Origin of the sequence: Brevibacterium sanguinis, from assembly GCF_039528855.1 — a bacterium.
In the GTDB taxonomy this organism is placed as follows: domain Bacteria; phylum Actinomycetota; class Actinomycetes; order Actinomycetales; family Brevibacteriaceae; genus Brevibacterium; species Brevibacterium sanguinis.
The window spans coordinates 290,458-309,091 of sequence record NZ_BAAAMB010000006.1 but is presented as its reverse complement, the minus strand read 5'-3'; the positions used below and the strand labels follow the sequence as shown (position 1 = coordinate 309,091).

General features: G+C 69.5%; 16 protein-coding genes and 1 pseudogene. 6 read left to right on the top strand and 11 right to left on the bottom strand.

The window, feature by feature from the left end; translation table 11 throughout:
* Positions 1-18 precede the first annotated feature (18 nt).
* The 11 genes and pseudogenes from ABD154_RS08135 to ABD154_RS08085 all read right to left on the bottom strand — a co-directional run bounded on the left by ABD154_RS08135 (position 19) and on the right by ABD154_RS08085 (position 12,604).
* Positions 19-1,575, bottom strand: a complete 1,557-nt coding sequence (locus ABD154_RS08135) for an ATP-binding cassette domain-containing protein (protein WP_198500479.1) — start codon at positions 1,573-1,575, stop codon at positions 19-21.
* Positions 1,572-3,671 (bottom strand): ATP-binding cassette domain-containing protein, encoded by a 2,100-nt coding sequence (locus tag ABD154_RS08130; RefSeq protein ID WP_198500478.1) that lies wholly within the window; start codon positions 3,669-3,671, stop codon positions 1,572-1,574. Before ABD154_RS08130 ends, ABD154_RS08135 begins: the two co-directional genes overlap by 4 nt.
* The gene (locus tag ABD154_RS08125) at positions 3,661-3,999 is read right to left on the bottom strand and encodes a hypothetical protein (RefSeq protein WP_198500477.1); all 339 of its coding nucleotides are present in this window, start codon (positions 3,997-3,999) and stop codon (positions 3,661-3,663) included. The genes ABD154_RS08130 and ABD154_RS08125 overlap by 11 nt, the downstream gene beginning before the upstream one ends.
* Positions 3,996-5,114, bottom strand: a complete 1,119-nt coding sequence (locus tag ABD154_RS08120) for a cytochrome d ubiquinol oxidase subunit II (protein WP_198500476.1) — start codon at positions 5,112-5,114, stop codon at positions 3,996-3,998. Before ABD154_RS08120 ends, ABD154_RS08125 begins: the two co-directional genes overlap by 4 nt.
* A complete protein-coding gene (locus ABD154_RS08115; RefSeq protein ID WP_198500475.1) occupies positions 5,111-6,595 on the bottom strand; it encodes a cytochrome ubiquinol oxidase subunit I in 1,485 nt (494 codons plus the stop codon). The genes ABD154_RS08120 and ABD154_RS08115 overlap by 4 nt, the downstream gene beginning before the upstream one ends.
* Positions 6,596-6,623: 28 nt before the next feature.
* Entirely contained in the window at positions 6,624-7,343 is a 720-nt protein-coding gene (locus tag ABD154_RS08110; protein ID WP_198500474.1) for an SDR family oxidoreductase, read from the bottom strand.
* On the bottom strand, positions 7,340-8,977 hold the full coding sequence (locus tag ABD154_RS08105) for a Na+/H+ antiporter NhaA (protein WP_269780032.1): 1,638 nt from the start codon (positions 8,975-8,977) through the stop codon (positions 7,340-7,342). Before ABD154_RS08105 ends, ABD154_RS08110 begins: the two co-directional genes overlap by 4 nt.
* Positions 8,875-9,255: pseudogene (locus tag ABD154_RS08100) on the bottom strand (Na+/H+ antiporter NhaA); the annotation flags it as partial. The gene ABD154_RS08105 and the pseudogene ABD154_RS08100, both read right to left, overlap by 103 nt.
* Before the next feature lies 1 nt (position 9,256).
* Entirely contained in the window at positions 9,257-10,060 is an 804-nt protein-coding gene (locus ABD154_RS08095) for an SDR family oxidoreductase (RefSeq protein WP_137824797.1), read from the bottom strand.
* A 169-nt stretch (positions 10,061-10,229) separates the two neighbouring features.
* Positions 10,230-10,886 carry a hydrolase gene (locus tag ABD154_RS08090; protein ID WP_198500473.1) on the bottom strand — a complete coding sequence of 219 codons (657 nt, stop codon included), beginning with the start codon at positions 10,884-10,886 and terminating at the stop codon, positions 10,230-10,232.
* A gap of 431 nt (positions 10,887-11,317) precedes the next feature.
* The gene (locus ABD154_RS08085) at positions 11,318-12,604 is read right to left on the bottom strand and encodes an adenylosuccinate synthase (RefSeq protein ID WP_137824795.1); all 1,287 of its coding nucleotides are present in this window, start codon (positions 12,602-12,604) and stop codon (positions 11,318-11,320) included.
* A gap of 128 nt (positions 12,605-12,732) precedes the next feature.
* On the opposite strand from ABD154_RS08085, the gene idi reads away from it, so the two are divergent.
* From idi to ABD154_RS08055, 6 genes are read left to right on the top strand one after another with little or no spacing between them, the layout of a single operon-like run.
* Positions 12,733-13,278: an isopentenyl-diphosphate Delta-isomerase gene (gene idi, locus ABD154_RS08080; RefSeq protein ID WP_198500472.1), complete on the top strand. Its 546-nt coding sequence runs from the start codon at positions 12,733-12,735 to the stop codon at positions 13,276-13,278.
* Positions 13,275-14,501 (top strand): cytochrome P450, encoded by a 1,227-nt coding sequence (locus ABD154_RS08075; RefSeq protein ID WP_198500471.1) that lies wholly within the window; start codon positions 13,275-13,277, stop codon positions 14,499-14,501. Before idi ends, ABD154_RS08075 begins: the two co-directional genes overlap by 4 nt.
* Entirely contained in the window at positions 14,501-14,968 is a 468-nt protein-coding gene (locus ABD154_RS08070) for a lycopene cyclase domain-containing protein (RefSeq protein WP_198500470.1), read from the top strand. Before ABD154_RS08075 ends, ABD154_RS08070 begins: the two co-directional genes overlap by 1 nt.
* On the top strand, positions 14,965-15,303 hold the full coding sequence (locus ABD154_RS08065; protein WP_198500469.1) for a lycopene cyclase domain-containing protein: 339 nt from the start codon (positions 14,965-14,967) through the stop codon (positions 15,301-15,303). The genes ABD154_RS08070 and ABD154_RS08065 overlap by 4 nt, the downstream gene beginning before the upstream one ends.
* A complete protein-coding gene (locus ABD154_RS08060; protein ID WP_198500468.1) occupies positions 15,300-17,003 on the top strand; it encodes an FAD-dependent oxidoreductase in 1,704 nt (567 codons plus the stop codon). The genes ABD154_RS08065 and ABD154_RS08060 overlap by 4 nt, the downstream gene beginning before the upstream one ends.
* A complete protein-coding gene (locus tag ABD154_RS08055) occupies positions 17,000-18,490 on the top strand; it encodes a cryptochrome/photolyase family protein (protein ID WP_198500467.1) in 1,491 nt (496 codons plus the stop codon). The genes ABD154_RS08060 and ABD154_RS08055 overlap by 4 nt, the downstream gene beginning before the upstream one ends.
* Positions 18,491-18,634 lie beyond the last annotated feature (144 nt).

Genomic DNA, 18,634 nt, shown 5'->3' with positions numbered 1-18,634 from the left:
CAGCTCGACCGACGAGCGTCAGCGGCGCCGCACCTCATCCGTCACGGCACCGAGGTCGACGGTGACCTCCATACCGGGTGGCGCGCTGTGGGCGGCATAGACGATCGTCGCCTCCGGCAGGCGCGTCCGGACGAACGCGAGCACCGTCGCGAAGGTATGCGGATCGAGGCCGAGGTCCGGTTCGTCGACAAGGAGGACGTCGGGCGCGGAGAGCACGGCCCGGGCGATGACGAGGCGCCGGGTCTCACCGCGTGAGAGTGCCCGCCCACCGATCCCCGTGCGGGTCTCAGCACCGATATCGGCGCTGAGATCGAGCTCCTCGAGAACCGCGCGGATGTCCTCGGCACTCAGCGGCGCCTGGTCCGGCTCGCCGAGGCGGAGGTTGCCGGCGACAGTGCCGGTGAAGAGGAACTCGTCGTCGGTGACGACCGCGACCGTGCGAGTCTCGGCTGACGTCCCACGCGGGTCGGCCGTAGGAGCAGCAGTGCCGCGGACAGCCTCGGCGATCTGCGCGAGGAGGGTCGACTTCCCGGTCCCCGAGGGGCCGATGATCGCTGCCGTCGCTCCCGCGGGCATGACGATGTCACCACCTGTCGGCGACGCGCCGCCGACAGCGCCACCGAGAGTGAGCGCGCCCGATTCGGCGAGGCCGACCGCCATCGAGGACACGTGCCCGGGAGACCCGCCGCTGCCTCGGCGTGCCCGGATGCTCCGCAGTCTCTGCAGGTGGGGCACGATCTCACCGAGGGCGAAAGTGCGTTCGAGGACCCCGAACGCGAGCAGGACGACCATGACGAAGAGCGGTATCGGCAGGAGAGCGGACTCGACCATCCCGGCCGCGAGGGCGCACACGAGGAGGACCGCACCGAACGCGAGGCCGGCGGCGAGCGCGGCGACGATCTGGCGCCGCGACTGCTTCTCCTCGAGGCGGCGGTCGGCGGCGGTGAGGGTGTCGAGCTGCGTGAGCACGCGCGCCCGCAGCAGCGGAGTTCCGCCGAGGGACTCGAGTTCGGGGGCGGCGTCCATGCTCGCGAGCACCTCGGCACGGAGGCGACCGTGCCCGTCATCCGTGGGAGCCGGTGCGAGCGCGAGGACGAACATGATCGCTGCTCCGACCAGCAGCGGCGCGGTGACAAGGGGGAACGTTGCGGCGGCGACGATGATCGCGGTGACGACGGCGGAGATCGTCACGACGAGCGGCGCGGTCACCCGCAGCACCCGCTCGCCCTCGACGGCGGCGTCCGTGAGCAGTCGGTCGACTGCGCGGTCGTCGGCCGGGGCCGAGCCGGTGGCGGCGAGGTCGTCGAAGACCGCGAGTCGGGCCCGGGTCGTGTCGGCGAGCGCCGACCGATGGAGGAGGACGTTCTGCCCGTACCCCGCCCCGATCCGGCCGAGGGCGAGCATCCTCACGATGCCGCTCGGGGTCGGGTAGGAGAAGGTCGCGAGGAGTCCGAGGCCGGCCAGCGCGCACGAGGCCAGGTACCAGCCAGAGACCGCGAGCAGCGCGAGCGAGCACAGTTCCGCGATGACCGCGACGACGAGCGGGAGGAGGTGGAGACGGCGGCGCGCGCTCATGCGTCGCCCCCGGTGAGGTCGGCGGCGGCGCCGCTGGTGAGCGAGCCGGCACGCAGCTCGTGGGTGTGGTCGGCGACGGCGATGACGGCCGGTGAGTGCGTCGCGATGACGACGGTGCGACCGGTGCTCGCCGCGCGCAGGGTGCGGAGGATCGCGGCTTCGGTGGCCCGATCGAGGTGGGCCGTGGGTTCGTCGAGGATCCAGAGGCTCCGGTCGGCGGCGACGAGGCGGGCGATCGCGACGCGGCGCCGCTCCCCCGCCGACAGCTGTCGACCCAGGGTGCCCAGCGCGGTGTCGATGCCGTCGGGCAGGCTCGCGAGCACCTCGTCGAGGCCCGCGGTGTGGGCGGCGGCGCGGACGTCGGCGGCGGTGATCGACTCATCGCCGAGGCTGATGTTCTCCGCGAACGTCGTGCCGAGGATGACGGTGTCCGAGCCGAGCCACCCGTGCGCGATCGACTCCCCGGACGCGCCGGGTCCGCCGGGTCCGCCGCTGCGGCGGATCGTGCCCGTCGTCGGCACCCGACGACCGGCGATGACCTGGAGCAGCGTCGTCTTCCCCGACCCCGACGGCCCGCTGATCGCCGTCCACTCCCCCGCGGGGAGGGTCATCGTGATGTCGGTGAGGATGGGAGAGGATCCGACTCCGACGCCGAGGTGGTCGAGCTCGAGGTGCGGACCGCGCAGGTGGGCTGCTGGCACAGGCCCAGTGAGGGGATTCGTGCCGGTCGCAGCGGTGCCGGTTGCCGGGGCGTCGACCACGTCCGTGCCCACGGAGACTGCTTCCGTGCCCTCTGGCGCCGTCTCGGCACCGCCACCGGTCGAGCCCGGTTCGCGACCCGTCTCGCGCTCCGGTTCTCCTCCCGCAGTGCGGCCCGCGCCCTGTTCGGCGGTGGGGCCCCGGCCACGAGATGCCGTTCGCCCCGGGCCGAGACCCGCCTCGCGCTCTGGCCCCGCGCTGGCCGTGAGGATGGCGCGGGTGGCGACGAGGGCGTCGTCGCGGTCGTGGAAGCCGCGGGCCGCGCGCTGTGCGGGAGCGAAGTAGGCGGGGCAGAGGAGGAGCACGAAGAGCGCCCCACCGAGTCCGAGTGCCGGTGCCCCCGGCAGGGTGAGGAACCCGAGGAGCACGAGCCCCGTGTACGTCGCGGACACGGCGATCGCGAACGTCACCGCGACGTCCATCACCGCACCGGAGAGGAACGCAAAGGTGAGCACTCGCAGCGTCGACTTCTCCAGCCTCGTCGACGCCCGGCCGAGCACGTCGCGCCGCCGCTCGCGCGCGCGCAGACTCACCAGCGTCGGCAGGCCCCGCACGCTCTCGGTGACGACCGCAGAGAGCCGGCGCGACGCGGCGAGCTGCCGTTCCCCCGCCGTGAGCGTGGCCTGTCCCGCCAGTCGCAGATTGAGGGGCAGCAGGGCGGTGCACAGCGCGAGGAGCACCGCAACCGGCCAGTGGACGACGGCCACCGCGGCGAGGATGAGCAGGGTCGACGGAGCCGCCGCGATCCGCAGCGGCCGCGATCCGGCGAGGTATCTCGCGACCACGGGCGCATCATCGATGAGGGCGTCGGCGGCATCACTCGCGCTCGTCGTCCCGGACACTGCGAGAAGGTCGGGTACGAGCTGCGTGCGGATCGCCGCGCTCACCCGGTCCCGGCCGGCCGCGGCGAAGCGGGCAGCGAGAACCCGGAGGACGAGCCGCACCGGCGCCGCGATCGCGGCGCCGACGAAGAACCACAGCGCCGCACCCGGCCCGCTCCCGAAAACTTCCGTCCCCGCGGCACCCGAACCCGATGCCATCCACGCGGAGATGCCGGCCCCGAGCAGCGCCCATCCGGCGATGAGCGCACACGTCGCGGCCACCTCGGCGAGGGCCGATACGCGGAAGAGGACACGTCCGGGACCGGCGTGCGCATTGATCCAGGCGACGGCGGTGTCGGTGCCGACCGCGGACGCGGCCTGCCCCGGAGCGGGACCCCCGGCCGCCGAGGTCGGCCCCGTCGACGCGGAAGTGCCCGTCAGCGAGCCGCTCGAGATCAGGTCGCCCGACCCTGAGGAGTCGGCACTCGCCGAGGCGGCGGCCGTGTCAGCCGACATCGGCGTGCGGGTCGTCCTCGTCCTCGCGGGCGCGGCGGCGTTCGTCGCGGATGAAGACGACCGCGGCGAAGACGACGATCGCGAGGATCGCCGCGCGGTTGATCCACTGCGATCCGATCGACGGATAGCCCGAGTACATGTTCATGCTGATCGTGTAGAGGATGATGCCGAGCAGGAAGAGCCCGATGCGCCGGAGGACGACGCGGGCACGACCGCCCGACTCGCGACCGCCCGGCCGACCGTCGCGGGGGGCACCGCCCGCAGCACTGTCGTGCGGCTGGCTGTCGTGCGGGACGCGGCCCGGGACGTCGTTGCGCTTCTCGCTCATGACTGGGCCGCCTTTCGATCCGCTGCCGATCCCCCGTCGGAATCCGAACCTCCGTCGGAATCCGGTCCCACGTCGGAGTCCGAACCTCCGTCGGGGCGGAGTCCACCGTTGTGAGTGAATCCCCCATCGTTGCCCGCTCCCGCGTCGAGCGGACCGGAGAACACGCGGTGGGCGAAGATCGTGTAGAAGGAGATGAGGAAGATGTTGATCCCCACCCCGATGAGCAGGACGATCATCGTGATGTCGGGGGCGCCCGCCTCGGCGACGGTGAGGTCGGAGGCGAGGATGACGGGATAGCGTCCGACGACGACCGCGAGCAGGCACGCGACGACGAGCAGCGCCGTCCACCGGTACGCGCTGTGAGGCGGAGCATCGGGGGCGAGCGTGCGCCACGCGAGCACCGCGCTGACGAGGGCGACGAGGAGCAGGACGCCGACGAGGATTCCCTGAGCGCCGCTCCAGGTCAGCGGCACATCGGTCGTGCCGAGGAACCCGACGATGAGTGCGAGGACGACGACGGCGCCGATGAGCAGCGTTCGTCCCGCGGCCACGGCGAGCGGGGAGTCGACCTTGCGGCGGAGGAACGCGGCCCCGAGCGTCATGTAGACGACGACGGTGCCGATGACGATGAGCAGGGTCATCCCCACCGAGGCGGCATCCCAGATTCCCGGCTCACCGACGAAGTCCCCGTTCGAATCGACCGTGATCTGCCTGGTCAGACCCGCCAAGGCGAATCCCTGGGCGATCGCGGCCCCGAGCGACCCGAGGCTGAAGGCCCGCACCCACGCCTCACGGGTGTCGTGGCGATGGGAGATGAGCTCGGTCGCGAAGCCGCGGACGATGAGGCACAGCAGCATGACGATGACGGGGATGTAGACGTGCGGCAGCGCTGCCCCGTAGACCGCGGGGAAGCCCGCCCACAGTGAGACGCCGAGGAGGATGAGCCACGACTCGTTGATGTCCCACGTCTGCGCGACGACCTCGACGCCCTCGCGGCGCCGGCGGCGATCCCGTTCGCCGAGGAGGAGGATCCCCACCCCGAGGTCGTACCCGTCGAGGATGATGTACATGACGAGGCAGAGGACGGGGACGATGAGCCAGATCTCCTGCATCATGATGGCCTCCCCTCCTCGCCGAGGCGGTCCCCGCGCTCGTCCCCCGGCGGGCTCTCACCCGCGTGAGAGGCGTCGCCGCCCTTGCCGGCGGGGGCCCGGCCGGCATCGACGCTTGCGAATTCGAGGTCGTCGTCGAGGTCGTCGTGGGTCTCGGCCCCGGGCAGGTCGTGCTCGGGACCGCGTTTGACGGCCCAGACGATGTAGCCGATGTAGGCGGCGAGCATGATCGCGTAGACGACGATGAAGCCGATGACGGAGAACACGAGGTGGGCCGGCGCCAGATCGGACACGGCATCCTCGGTGCGCAGGTGTCCGTAGACAACCCACGGCTGGCGGCCGGTCTCCGCGGTCACCCAGCCGCCGAGGATCGCGAGGATCCCCACGGGAGCCGCCCACAGGCACACGCGGTGGAAGCGCGGGGAGTCGTAGAGGCGGCCGCGCAGACGCAGCACGACACTCGACATCGCGATGGCGAAGAGGATGATCGAGCCGTAGAACATGATCCGGAAGCCCCAGAAGACCATCCACACCGGCGGCTGCTCGGCCGGGTCAGGTTCGACGTCGGAGACCCCCGGGGTCTGCAGCTGCCCGGAGAGATCCTGCCCGATGAACGACCCGAGCAGCGGCACCTCGACGGACGCGGCGTTCTCCTGGTTCGGCTGATCGGTGACGATGAAGAGGTAGTAGCCGGAGCTGTTCGTCTGCCAGTGCCCTTCGATCGCGGCGAACTTCGGCAGCTGGTGTTCGACGACGACCTCGAGGGCGACGTCGTCGCCGACGGAGATCTGGATGGGCAGGAGGACTGCGAGGACGCCGAGGGAGATCGAGAACGAGCGCTTCGCGAACGCGAGCGACCGGCCCTTGATGAGGTACCACGCGGCGATGCCGGCGATGACGACCGAGGCGGAGATGAGGACCGCTAAGAACATGTGCGTGAAGCGCAGCGGGAACGACGGGTTGAAGATGATCTCCCACCAGTTCGTCGGCAAGAACGTCCCGTCGGGGGCGCGCTCGAACCCGGCCGGCGTCTGCATCCACGAGTTCGCGACGAGGATCCACGTCGTCGAGAGCAGGGTGCCGATGGCGACGAGGAGGCAGGCGATGAACATCGTCCGCTCCTTGACCCGGCCGTCGCCGTAGAGGAGGACCCCGATGAACCCGGCTTCGACGAAGAACGCGGTGACGACCTCCATCGCGATGATCGGGCCGATGATCGGTCCGGTCTCGCGGGCGAAGACGCCCCAGTTGAGTCCGAACTCGAAGGTGAGGACGGCACCGGCGACGACGCCGAGGGCGAATCCGACCCCGAAGATGCGCCGCCAGAACCGGAACATCTGGAGGAAGACGGGTTTCTTCGTCTTCCAGTACATGCCGTAGACGACGGTGAGGAACACCGACAGCCCCACCGTCATCGCAGGGAACATGATGTGGAACATCGCGGTGAGCGCGAACTGCAGCCGCGAGAGGTCCTCGAGGGTCATGACGACCACTCCTCCAGAGGATGGGGTTTCATGCCCACCCCTGCTTCGTCGCGACGACGTCGAGGTCTCCGAGGGCGACCCCGACGGGCTGATTGAGGACGAACCCGATGACGTCAGCGACGTCGTCGGAGGTGAGCAGACCCTCGCCGAGCCAGTCGTATTCGTGGGCGAGGCCCTCGAGGCGTTCGGCGAACGTCGACCTGATATAACCGGGCGCGATGTTCGACACCCGTACTCCCCGCTCGCGCAGTTCGATGCGCAGCTGAGCGGCGAAGGTCTTCAGTGCCGCCGAGGCCACGCCGTAGACGGCGGCGTCGTGGAAGTAGCTCTGGTCGGCGATCGACCCGATGGTGATGACGTCGGCCCGCTCCCCCGCCTCGGCTGTGCCAAGGAGGGAGGGCAGGACCTCATGGATGAGGTGAAGGGCACCGACGACGTTCGTTGTCAGCACCTCGTTCCACTGCAAGAACGGCAGCTCCGCGAACGGCCCGACGTAGTTGATGCCCGCGCTCGCGATCACCGAGGTGCACTGCGGCCAGCGGTCGCGGATCTCAACGCCGAGCTCGGCCATCGCGACGAGATCACAGACATCCTGCTGGAAGAACGTGACATTCGGCTGGTCGACCAGCTCGGCGGGGAGCTCATCGCGGTCGATGATGACGACGGACTCACCGGCGGCAAGCAGGCGCTGCGCGGTGAGCAGCCCGATGCCGTTGGCCCCGCCGGAGATGACGTGGGGCCCACTCATCGCTGACCTCCCGCGGTCGCGCGCGGCGCCTGGCCGATCTGGACGGCGCAGTCGGAGGTCAGCGTGTGATCGGGGCGGGCGCTGACGTCGGGTTCGGCGGCACTCGTCGCGTCGATGTCGGCGATGATCGAATTCGGCTCCATGTCCCCGTCGTAGAGGAGGCCGTTGACGAAGAGGACGGGACCGGAGTGGAGGCCCATGTTCTCCGCATCGAGGAAGTCCTCGTCGACGCGGGAGACATGGACGTCGCGACGCAGGTCGTCCTCGACGCGGTTGAGGTTGGCGCCGACGTTGACGCTGGCGCGCAGGAGTTCGCGGTTGTCCAAGCTGCGGTCCTCACTGATCTCGTTGAGTTCGTGGCGCATCGGCCAGAACAGCTTCTTCTGCTGGGATGCCACAGCTTCGAGCGCTTCGCCCGTCTGCTCGGGTGCGCCGTCGGCGGTCGGGCGGATGTGGCGGAAGACGAACGCGAGGTCGCCTTCGTAGTGGTCGATGACCTGGTCGAGGATCTCCTCGGTGTTGGCATCGTCGAGTCCGCCGAACGACCCGTAGACGGTGAGCGAGTTCTTCGCATCGGGGGGACCGAAGATGTGGTCGCGGGACAGGTCGATCGGCCGGTTGAGCTGCACTCTCGCGGGGGCGTGCTGGCGGTCGTAGCGGGCGGTGAGCTGGAGGCTGACGACGCCGATGAGCGCGGCCAGACCGGACCCGGTAAGGATGCCGATGCGCGCATCGGACTGGGCGACCGGGTCGGTGATCGCGAGGTCGACGATGAAGAGAGAGATCGTGAAGCCGATGCCGGTGAGCATGGCACCCGACGCGATGTGTCGGGCTCGCAGGGCCTCGGAGAGCTCGCCGATGTGCAGACGGCGTCCGAGCATCGTCGCCCCGAAGATGCCGACGAACTTGCCGACGACGAGGCCGGCGATGACACCCCACGTCAGGGCCGAACCGAAGGCGTGGGACAGGGACTCGCTCGTGATGAGGACACCGGCGTTGACGAGCGCGAAGACGGGGACGATGACGAGGCTGACGACGCGGCGCAGGGAGAGCTGGAAGCGGTCGTTGATCGACACCGAGCGAAGGATGCCCTCAGCCGCGGACATGCCGCGTTCGGCGTTCGGGCTGCGGCGGAAGCTCGCCGTGAGATCCTCCGCCTCGTCGACGAGCTGATGCTTCGGCGGGAACACCGGCAGGAGCAGGCCGAGGATGACACCGGCGATCGTCGCGTGGACTCCGGACTGGAGGACGGCGAACCAGAGGAAGACGCCGAGGATGGCGTAGACGAGGCCGCGCCACGCCTGCATCTTCTGGACGAACCAGGTGACGGCGGCCAGGGCCGCGGCGATCCCGAGCCAGAGGAGGTTGATGTCCTCGGTGTAGAAGAAGGCGATGACGGCGAGTGCCCCGATGTCATCGACGACGGCGAGGGCGAGGATGAAGACGCGCAGCTGCGCGGGGATGCGGGGGAGCCGAACGCGGCGAGGATGCCGACGACGAACGCGGTGTCGGTGGAGATGACGACACCCCAGGCCCCCACCTCGGGGGTGCCCCGGGTGATGGCGACGAAGATGAGCGCGGGAACGACGAGTCCGGCGACGGCACCGACGATCGGCAGTGCCGCGCGCTTCCACGAGCGCAGTTCGCCGAGGACGACGTCCTTCTTCACCTCGAGGGTGACGAGGAAGAAGAACAGCATCATCACTGCGTCGTTGATCCAGTGCTGAAGGGACATCTCGAGTTCGGCGGTGCCGGCGACGAGCCCGAACTCCGTGTGGATGACGGCGTTGTAGCTGTCCGGGGACAGGTTGGCCCACAGGAGGGCGATGGCGGTGGCGGCGAGCAGAACGACGGCGCCGGCGCTCTCCGTGCGGAAGAACGCGGTGAGCCCCGCGGTCAGGCGATTGGCCATGTCAGCTCCTCACCGGTCGGACCGTCGCGGCGGCGAGGTTGGCGCGCGCCGGCATCTGCGTCATGAAGCAGACGAGCCTCGCGACACGGTCGGGGTCGATGGATTCGAATTCGTCGGCGCGTTCCTGGAACCGCCGGTAGTGCTCGGTGTCGCTCATGTCGGCTCCGAGTTCGGAGGTGACGTAGAACGGGGCGATGTGGTGGACGCGGACTCCGCGATCGCCGTATTCGGCGCGCAGGTGCTTGGCGAGCTGTTCGACCGAGGCGGCCATCGCCGAGAACACCGCGTACGACTTCGTCCGCTGCTGGGCGGGGGCGGAGCCGACGAAGATGAGGTCGGCCGGGCGACTCGTCTCACCGATCTTCAGCAGGCCTTCGGCGAAGGTCTGCGCGGTGTAGAGGGCGCCTTCGACGTTCGTCGAGATCATCGCCTTCCACTCCGAGGGCACGGACTGTTCGAAGTTCGCCGCCCGCATCACCCCGGCGCTGACCATGACGAGGTCGGGGTCGGTGCCGAAGCGGTCACGGATCGCGTCCCTGGCCTCGACGAGGTCGAAGGGCTCGGTGACGTCGGCGCGGACGACGAGCGTCTGGTCGGGTCGGTCGATCTGCTGTGCGAGGCGCTCGAGGCGGCGGCGGTTGCGGGCGAGCATGGCCACCCGGATGCCCTGCTCGGCGAGGGTGCGGCTGACGGCGGCGCCGATCGCTCCGGTCGCGCCGGTGACGAGGGCCACCCGCGCCCCAGACGCGGTCTGCTGCGGGGATTCGGCCTGCGCGTCGGGCGCCGGCTGCGCGTCCTCGGTCATGAGGTGGTGTCTCCTCGTGCTCGTCCCCGGAGCTGCTGCGCGAGCTCCGGAGTGTTCAGTTGTGGGTGGTGCGGTGGTGCGGTGGTGCGGTGGTGCGGTGGTGCGGTGGTGCTGTGGTGCGGTGGCACCGACCGTGACCGGGTGGTCGGTCCGGCGCCGAGGTGGTGCCTCAGCTGCTGAAGACGTCCCCGGTCGCGTCGCCGATCGCCCGTTTGCGGGCGAAGTAGTCGTTGATGATCGTGCGGTAGAGGTCGGAGTCCGGGCGCGCCCAGTTGCGCATGAGCTCGGCGCCGAAGGCCAGGGACGTGATCGGGTGGGCCCCGGCCGAGACCATGCGGTTGATCGCCTGGTCGTGAGTGACCGTCGAGACACCGCCGACTGCGTCGATGACGGGGTAGACGTCGTAGCCCTCCTCGAGGAGGTCGAGGGTGGGGAACGCGAGGCAGACCTCGGTCCACAGCCCGGCGATGACGATCTTCCGGCGGCCCGTCGCTTCGATCGCGGCGCGGAAGTCCGCGTCCTCCCACGAGTTGACGCCCGTGCGGTCGATCTCCTCGACTCCGGGCAGCTCGTCGGTGATCTCAGTGATCGTGCCGGTGTTGACGCCGAGGTCGACGCCGACGGTCGAGAGCACGGTGGGGATCTCGTAGGCCCGGGCGAGCTTGGCGAGGGTGACGACGCCGAGGATGATCTCGTCCTTCGACGTCGAGCTCACGGTCGCGAACTGGCCGGGCTGGTAGTCGATGAGCGCGATGGCGCAGTTGCTCGGGGTGAGCAGGTGATCGATGTCCGGATCGCGAACCGGCTCCGGTTGGGTCTTGGCCATTGCGTCCTCCTAGGGGGATGAGGTCGGCGGCGTTCGCGCGGGAGGCAAACGTATCACCTTCAACAACTTTGGCCTCAAGTATGCCTGATGAGAGCCGCGATGGCACTTGTTGTTAAAAACCGAATGATTCCCGGTGGCGCTGGTCGCTGGAAGGGGCCCGCGGCTCGGCTCAATCAACAGTTGGCGTGAAAATGTCGACACCGAAGACGACTTTTTCCCGCCAACTGTTGAGCGAAGGGCCGCGCAGCCGCCGAGGCGGTGACAATCACGCTCAGTGTTGAGCGAGCAGACCACGCTGAACGAACAGACCGCTGCGCACTCTGCAGACGGCTCGCGTGCAGCTGACCGCTCTGCACGTGAAGGTCAGTCGGGCAGGTCTCTGCTCTGCACATCAGCGTCGGCCGGGGAGGGCATATCCCCGAACACGACCGTCAGTCGAGCAGGTCGTGGCGGACGATCGACTGTTCGCGGTCGGGGCCGACGCCGATGACGGAGATCCGCGATCCGGACATCTCCTCGAGCGCGAGGACGTACTTCTGCGCGTTGATCGGCAGGTCCTCGAAGGTCCGTGCCGTCGAGATGTCCTCGGTCCAGCCGTCGAAGTACTCGTAGATCGGGGTGGCGTGGTGGAAGTCGGTCTGCGTCATCGGCATCTCGTCGAAGCGCTCACCGTCGACGTCGTAGGCGACGGCGACGGGGATCTGCTCGATGCCGGTGAGGACGTCGAGCTTCGTCAGCACGTAGTCGGTGAAGCCGTTGACCCGCGCGGAGTAGCGCGCGATGACCGCGTCGTACCAGCCGCAGCGGCGGGGGCGTCCGGTGTTGACGCCGAACTCGCCGCCGGCCTTCTGCAGGTACTCCCCCATCTCATCGAAGAGCTCGGTGGGGAACGGTCCGGCGCCCACCCGCGTCGTGTAGGCCTTGACGATGCCGACGACGCGGTTGATGCGGGTCGGCCCGATGCCCGAGCCCACGCACGATCCTCCCGCGGTCGGGTTCGACGAGGTGACGAACGGGTACGTGCCGTGGTCGACGTCGAGCATCGTCGCCTGTCCGCCCTCCATGACGATGACCTCGTCGCGGTCGAGGGCGTCGTTGAGCATGAGCTCGGTCTCGGCGACGTAGGGGCGCAGCCGCTCGACGAACGGCAGGAAGTAGTCGACGACCTCGTCGACGCTCACGGCGCGACGGTTGTAGACCTTGACGAGGAGCTCGTTCTTCTGGTGCAGCGACCCCTCGATCTTCTGCCGCAGGATCGACTCGTCGAAGATGTCCTGGATGCGGATGCCGAGCCGCCCGATCTTGTCCATGTACGCCGGTCCGATGCCGCGCCCGGTCGTCCCGATCGCCCGCTTGCCGAGGAACCGCTCGGTCACCTTGTCAAGCGTCTGATGGTAGGGCGCGACGACGTGCGCGTTCGCCGAGATCCGCAGCTTCGAGGTGTCGGCTCCACGGGACTCGAGGGCGTCGATCTCCTCGAAGAGGGCCTCGAGGTTGACGACGACGCCGTTGCCGATGACCGGGGTGACGTTCGGCGAGAGGATTCCCGCCGGCAGCAGCTTGAGCTCGTACTTCTCACCGCCGACGACAACCGTGTGACCTGCGTTGTTCCCACCGTTGGGCTTGACGACGTAGTCGACGCTGGTGCCGAGGATGTCGGTGGTCTTGCCCTTACCTTCGTCGCCCCACTGAGCGCCGACGACAACGATTGCTGGCATGAGTTGATGTCACCTCAAGTGAAAGAAGGGGAGTCGTTACCACCACAGTCTACTGGCAGGCACCGACACGACCGCCGCACCGGTAGCATTGGAGCAAACCGGCCTGTGTTCGAAGGAGCAGATGACAGATGGCTCATCCCACCACCGCTGCCGAACGGGTCGTCCTCCTCGATGAGGCAGGGCACCCTGCCGGGACGATGCTCAAGTCCGAGGTTCATACGACGGAGACGCCGCTTCACCTCGCGTTCTCGTGCTATCTGATCGACGATGACGACCGCATCCTCCTCACCCGTCGAGCACTGTCGAAAGCCACATGGCCGGGGGTATGGACGAACAGCTTCTGCGGGCATCCCGGCCCGGACGAGAGCATCGAGGACGCGATCGCCCGCCGGGCGGACCAGGAACTCGGCACGGCCGTCACCGCCCTTCGCCTCGTCGACCGCGACTTCCGCTACCGCGCCGTCGATGCCGGCGGCGTCGTCGAAAACGAGGCGTGCCCCGTCTACGTCGCCCGGATCGCCGCACCGCTGCGCCCCTCCCCCGCCGAGGTGGCCGACTGCCACTGGACATCGCTGGCCGACCTGCGTGCCGCCGTTGCTGCGACTCCATTCGCCTTCAGCCCGTGGATGGTCGAGCAGCTGAGCGGCGAGATCGCGGGGAAGCTGCGAGTATGAGCGCTGCCGCGATCGACCATCATCCAGGCACCCCAGGCTACTGGCGCATCCGGTCCTACGACGCGGCCAGAGCGATCCTGCGCGCTCGCCACGCCACGACCCAAGCGGGGTTCACCGCCGAGCGGATCCCGCAGGGCTGGTTCACCCACCGCCCGATCCTCATCGCCGACGGTCCTGCTCATGACGCCCAGCGTCGCGAGCTTGCTCGCTTCTTCGCCCCCGCCGTCATCGACGATCGGTATGCGGCTGACATCGACGCCTGCGCCCAAGCCATCGTCGATGACGCAGTCGTCACCGGACGCTGCCGGCTCGATCGCGCCGCACTGCATTACACGGTCGACGTCACCGCCCGGATCGTCGGACTCACCGAGGCACCGGTGGAGGCGCTGGCAGGCCGCCTCGTCGCCTTCTTCCGCCAGCCGCCGGTCGACCTGTCCGCGCCGAACTGGGGCCGAACCAACCGCCAGTGGCTCCAGGCCGCGATCAACGGACTCCTTCCGTTGACGAAGTTCTTCGTCGCCGATGTCCTTCCCGCCATCCGTGCGCATCGCCGCGACCACCGCGACGACATCATCTCCCACCTCCTCGACTCCGGCAGCAGCACGGCCGACATCCTCGTCGAATGCGTCACCTACGGCACCGCAGGGATGGTGACGACCAGGGAGTTCATCACTGTCGCCGCGTGGCGGCTGCTCACCGACGACGACCTGCGACAGCGCTATCTCCCCGCTGACCGTGCGACCCGGCTCGCCCTGCTCGCAGAGCTCATCCGACTCGACCCCATCGTCGGTCATCTCTTCCGGCGCGTTACCGACGACCTCACGCTTGACGTCGACGGCCACGCGACGACGATTCCGGCCGGCGATCTCATCGACATCGACGTGACACAGGCCAATGTCGATTCCTCGACGTTCGGTCCCGACGCCGAGACGGTCTGTCCTTTCCGCACCCAGCGCCGGCACGTCTCCCGGCCGGGCACCGCTGACGAGCGCGCCCCCAGCGTCCCGCTGTCGGCAGGCCTGAGCTTCAGCGACGGAGCACACCGCTGCCCGGGGCAGCCGCTCGCGCTCATCGAGACCGATGCCCTCCTCCACCGGCTCCTGGCCTGCGAGCCGAGACTGCTCACCGCACCCACCGTCGGCCACGACTCCGTCATCGCCGGCTGTCATCTCCGCGGACTCGAGCTCGGCTTCTCCGTCCCCGCCCGTCCGCGGAGGCACTGATGGCCGGCCCCTGGGAGTACCTCGCGCTCATGGGCGCATGTGTTCTCATCACCCTGCCGCTCGAATTCGTCTTCGCCGCCCGCGTCTACCGCCGGTGGCGGGTGCTTCTCGCTGCGCTCATCCCGGTCGTCATCGTCTTCGCGATCTGGGACGTCGTCGCTATCGCCCGCGACCACTGGACGTACAACCCGCGGTTCGTCACCGGCATCGAGTTCGGCACCCTGCCGCTGGAGGAGCTCGTCTTCTTCGTCGTCATCCCGTTCTGCGCGCTGCTCAGCTACGAAGCCGTGGGCACCGTCATCGACGTCGTCGCACGGCGGCGGGGTGGCGCGGGCACTCCCACGCGCGACCCGGGCACCACCTCGGCGGACGCGGTCGCGGGCACAACCGACGCCGCAGCGGGGACCACCGCCGTGCAGCGCCGAGCGAACCGCGCAGACCGCCGACCGAAAGGGGACGAGTCGTGATCCCCGAATACACGGTGATGACCGGTCTCGGCATGATCGTCGTCATCGTCCTCGAACTCTTCATCGTCCGCTCAGGCATCTTCCGTCGCGGACGGTATTGGGGGGCACTCGCGATCTGCCTGGCCTTCCAGTGCCTCGTCGACGGGTGGCTGACGAAGCTGTCGAACCCGATCGTCATCTACAACCCGGAGATGTTCTCAGGCATCCGCTTTCCCTTCGACATCCCGATCGAGGACTTCGGGTTCGGGTTCGCGATGATCACCGCAGTCCTCATGCTCTGGCAGCGCAGGCTCGACCGCAGACCGTCGAATGACGACGCCGAGGCGACCCCGTGATCCCGAGCGATCCCCGTGCCGAGTTCGTGCCCGCCCCACCCGGTCGGGCTCGGGTGCTGCGCCCGAAGTCGGTCACCGTCATCGGCGGGGGCATCGCGGGGCTCGCGGCCGCGACGATCCTTGCCGAACGCGGTGTCACGGTGACGCTCCTCGAGGCCTGCCAGCGCCTCGGTGGTCGAGTCAGCGCCTGGCCGCTCGAGGACGGGCGGACGATGAGCCGCGGATTCCACGCGTTCTTCCGCCAGTACTACAACCTGCGCGACCTGCTCAGCCGCACCGCCCCGGAGCTGTCCCGACTGCGCCCGATCGCGGACTATCCGCTCACCCGCCGAAGCGGTGCCACCGACTCCTTCGCCGGCATCCCCCGCACCCCGCCGTTCAACCTCGCCGGGTTCGTCCTCACCAGCCCGACCTTCCCGCTGACTGCGCTGGGTGAGATCGACGTCACGAGCGCATGCGAGCTCATCGACGTCGACTTCCCCGCCTCCTTCCACCGCTACGACGGCGAGTCGGCGGCGGCGTTCCTCGACCGACTGCGCTTCCCCACCGAGGCCAGGCACCTGGCCCTCGAGGTCTTCGCCCGCTCGTTCTTCGCCGACCCTGAGGACTTCTCCGCCGGCGAGCTGGTCGCGATGTTCCACACGTACTTCGCCGGCTCGGCCGAGGGCCTGCTCTTCGATGTGCCCGACGACGACTACGACACCGCCCTGTGGGCGCCGCTCGGTCAGTACCTGCGCGGACTGGGCGTGCGCATCGTGACCGGGTGCAGAGCGACGGCGCTGCGACCGGACGGCGACGGGTGGACGGTGAGGGCCGAGGACGGCGACGAACTGGTCTCCGATGCCGTCGTCCTCGCCGCGGATCCGGCGAGCGCACGGGCGCTCATCGCCACCGCCGAGGCGGCGGCTGGCATCAGCGCCGACGCCGAGTCGGCCTCCGCTGCGTCTCGCTCCGCCTGGTTCTCCCGGGTCGCGGCCGAACGCAACGCTCCGGCATTCGCGGTGCTCCGGCTCTGGTTCGCCAAGGCGGTCGATCCGACGCGTCCGGCCTTCCTCGGCACCAGCGGGTTCGCCCTCCTTGACAACGTCTCCGTGCTCGACCGCTTCGAAGCCGGGGCCGCCGACTGGGCGAGGGAGCACGGCGGATCCGTCGTCGAACTCCACGCCTACGCCCTCTCCGCCGACGACACCGAGGACGAACACCGCCTCGGCGAGCGACTCCTCGCCGACCTCCACGAGATCTACCCGGAGACCGCGCACCTGCCGATCCTCGCCCAGGAGCTGCTCATCGACGACGACTGCGGGCTCGTCGACATCCGGCCGTGGGGTGAGCGCCCCGGCGTCGTCACACCGCTGCCCGGTCTCGTGCTCGCCGGCGACTGGGTGCGCTGTGAGACGCCGGTCGCGCTCATGGAACGCGCGACAACAACCGGCTATCTCGCTGCGAACCATCTGCTCGCCGGCTGGCGGACAGCCGGGACCGACATCTGGTCGCCACCGACGAAAGGCCTGCTGCGCCGTGGTCTGCTCGGGAAACTGCGCGCCACCCCGCCAGCACCTCGGCCCGCGACCCCGCAGGCAAACCCACCACAACCGCACCGCACCGACCACCGCGACGGCGCGCCGCCGCGGCGAGCGACCGCGCCTGTCACGGGCCTCGCCGCGCACACCCCCACCCCCACTGAAGGGACCGGCCGATGACAGCAGCCTCCGACCATGTCACGCTCGTGTGGTTCCGCGACGACCTGCGGGTCGGCGACCACGAGGCGCTGTCCGCCGCCCGCTCGGACGGCCGGGTGATCGGGGTCTGGATCCGGGAGAAGCGGGACGCCGACGGGCTCGGACCTCGGCCGCTCGGCGGGGCCGCGCGCTGGTGGGCCCACGAATCACTGGCCGTCCTGGAAGCAGAGCTCGAGGCCCTCGGCATCCCGCTGCTCTTCGCCGCCGGTGAGGCCGCGACCATCCTGCCGCGGATGGCCGCCGACCTCGAGGTCGACGCCGTGCGCTGGTCACGCCGCTATGCCCCGGCCTCCCGCGACCTCGACGCCCGGATCAAGGCCGACCTCGACGACCACGGTCTGAGCGTCCACTCCCATCCCGGGGCCCTCCTCGTCGAACCGTGGACCATCGCCCCGGAGAGCAGCGACCACTACAAGGTCTTCACCCCGTACTGGAAGGCCGTGCGCGACCGCCACATCGACGACGTCCTCCCCGCCCCGGAGAAGCAGCAGGGATTCTCCGCCGCCCGCCTCGACCCCGCGAGGAAACGCCAGGCGGTCACCGACCTCGACGGCCTCGGCCTCCTCGACGGCACGGACACCGGGACCGGGGAGTTCGCCGCCGCCCGGACGCCGCAGTGGTGGCAGGGCACGATCGCCGAGCACTGGACCGGGCCGCACGCCCCGGGATGTCGGGCGGCGGAGGACCACCTCGGCGAGCTGAGTCGAGGCATCGACGGCTACACCTCCGCCCACGACGTCCCGGGCGATCCCGACAGCACGTCGCGCATGTCGCCACGGCTGCGGCACGGGGAGCTCTCGCCGCGACAGCTGCTCCACGCCGCGGAATCGGCCTCGGTCGCCGAGGCGGACAAGCAGGCCTGGATCCGGCAGCTCTACTGGCGCGAGTTCTCCTGGCATCTGGCCTACCATCACCGGAACATCGCGACCGAGCCGATCCGCGAGGAGTTCGCGCGCTTCCCCTACGAGGACGATCCGGAGGCGCTGGACCATTGGCAGGCGGGGACGACGGGGATCGACCTCGTCGATGCGGGGGTGGCGCAGCTGTGGCAGATGGGCTGGATGCACAACCGGGTGCGCATGGTCACCGCCAGCCTGCTCACGAAGAACCTGCTCCAGCCCTGGTGGGACGGGGAGCAGTGGTTCTGGGACACGCTCGTCGACGCGGATGAGGCGAACAATCCGGTGTCCTGGCAGTGGGTCGCCGGGTGCGGGGCCGACGCCGCCCCGTACTTCCGCATCTTCAATCCCGAACGCCAGGCCGAGCGCTTCGACCCCCACGGTGAGTACGTCGCCCAGTGGCTCGGCCGCGGGCCCGGCGGGGACCCGCGGAAGGATGATCCCAGCGCCGAGGCGGGGGCGGATCTCTCGCCGATCGTCGACCTCAAGGAATCCCGGGAGGCAGCATTGGCCGCCTACGACAGGATGAAGAACGAGACGACTCGATGAGCGGATCGCCGGAGACCGGGGAGGAGCCAGGCGGCAACCGCCTCGACGGGACACGCTTCGCCGACGTTCTCGGGCAATTGGAGTTCCCCAGCTGCCGGGAGGGCTGACCTGCGGCCGTCGAGGAGTACCTGCGCGCTGACTCAC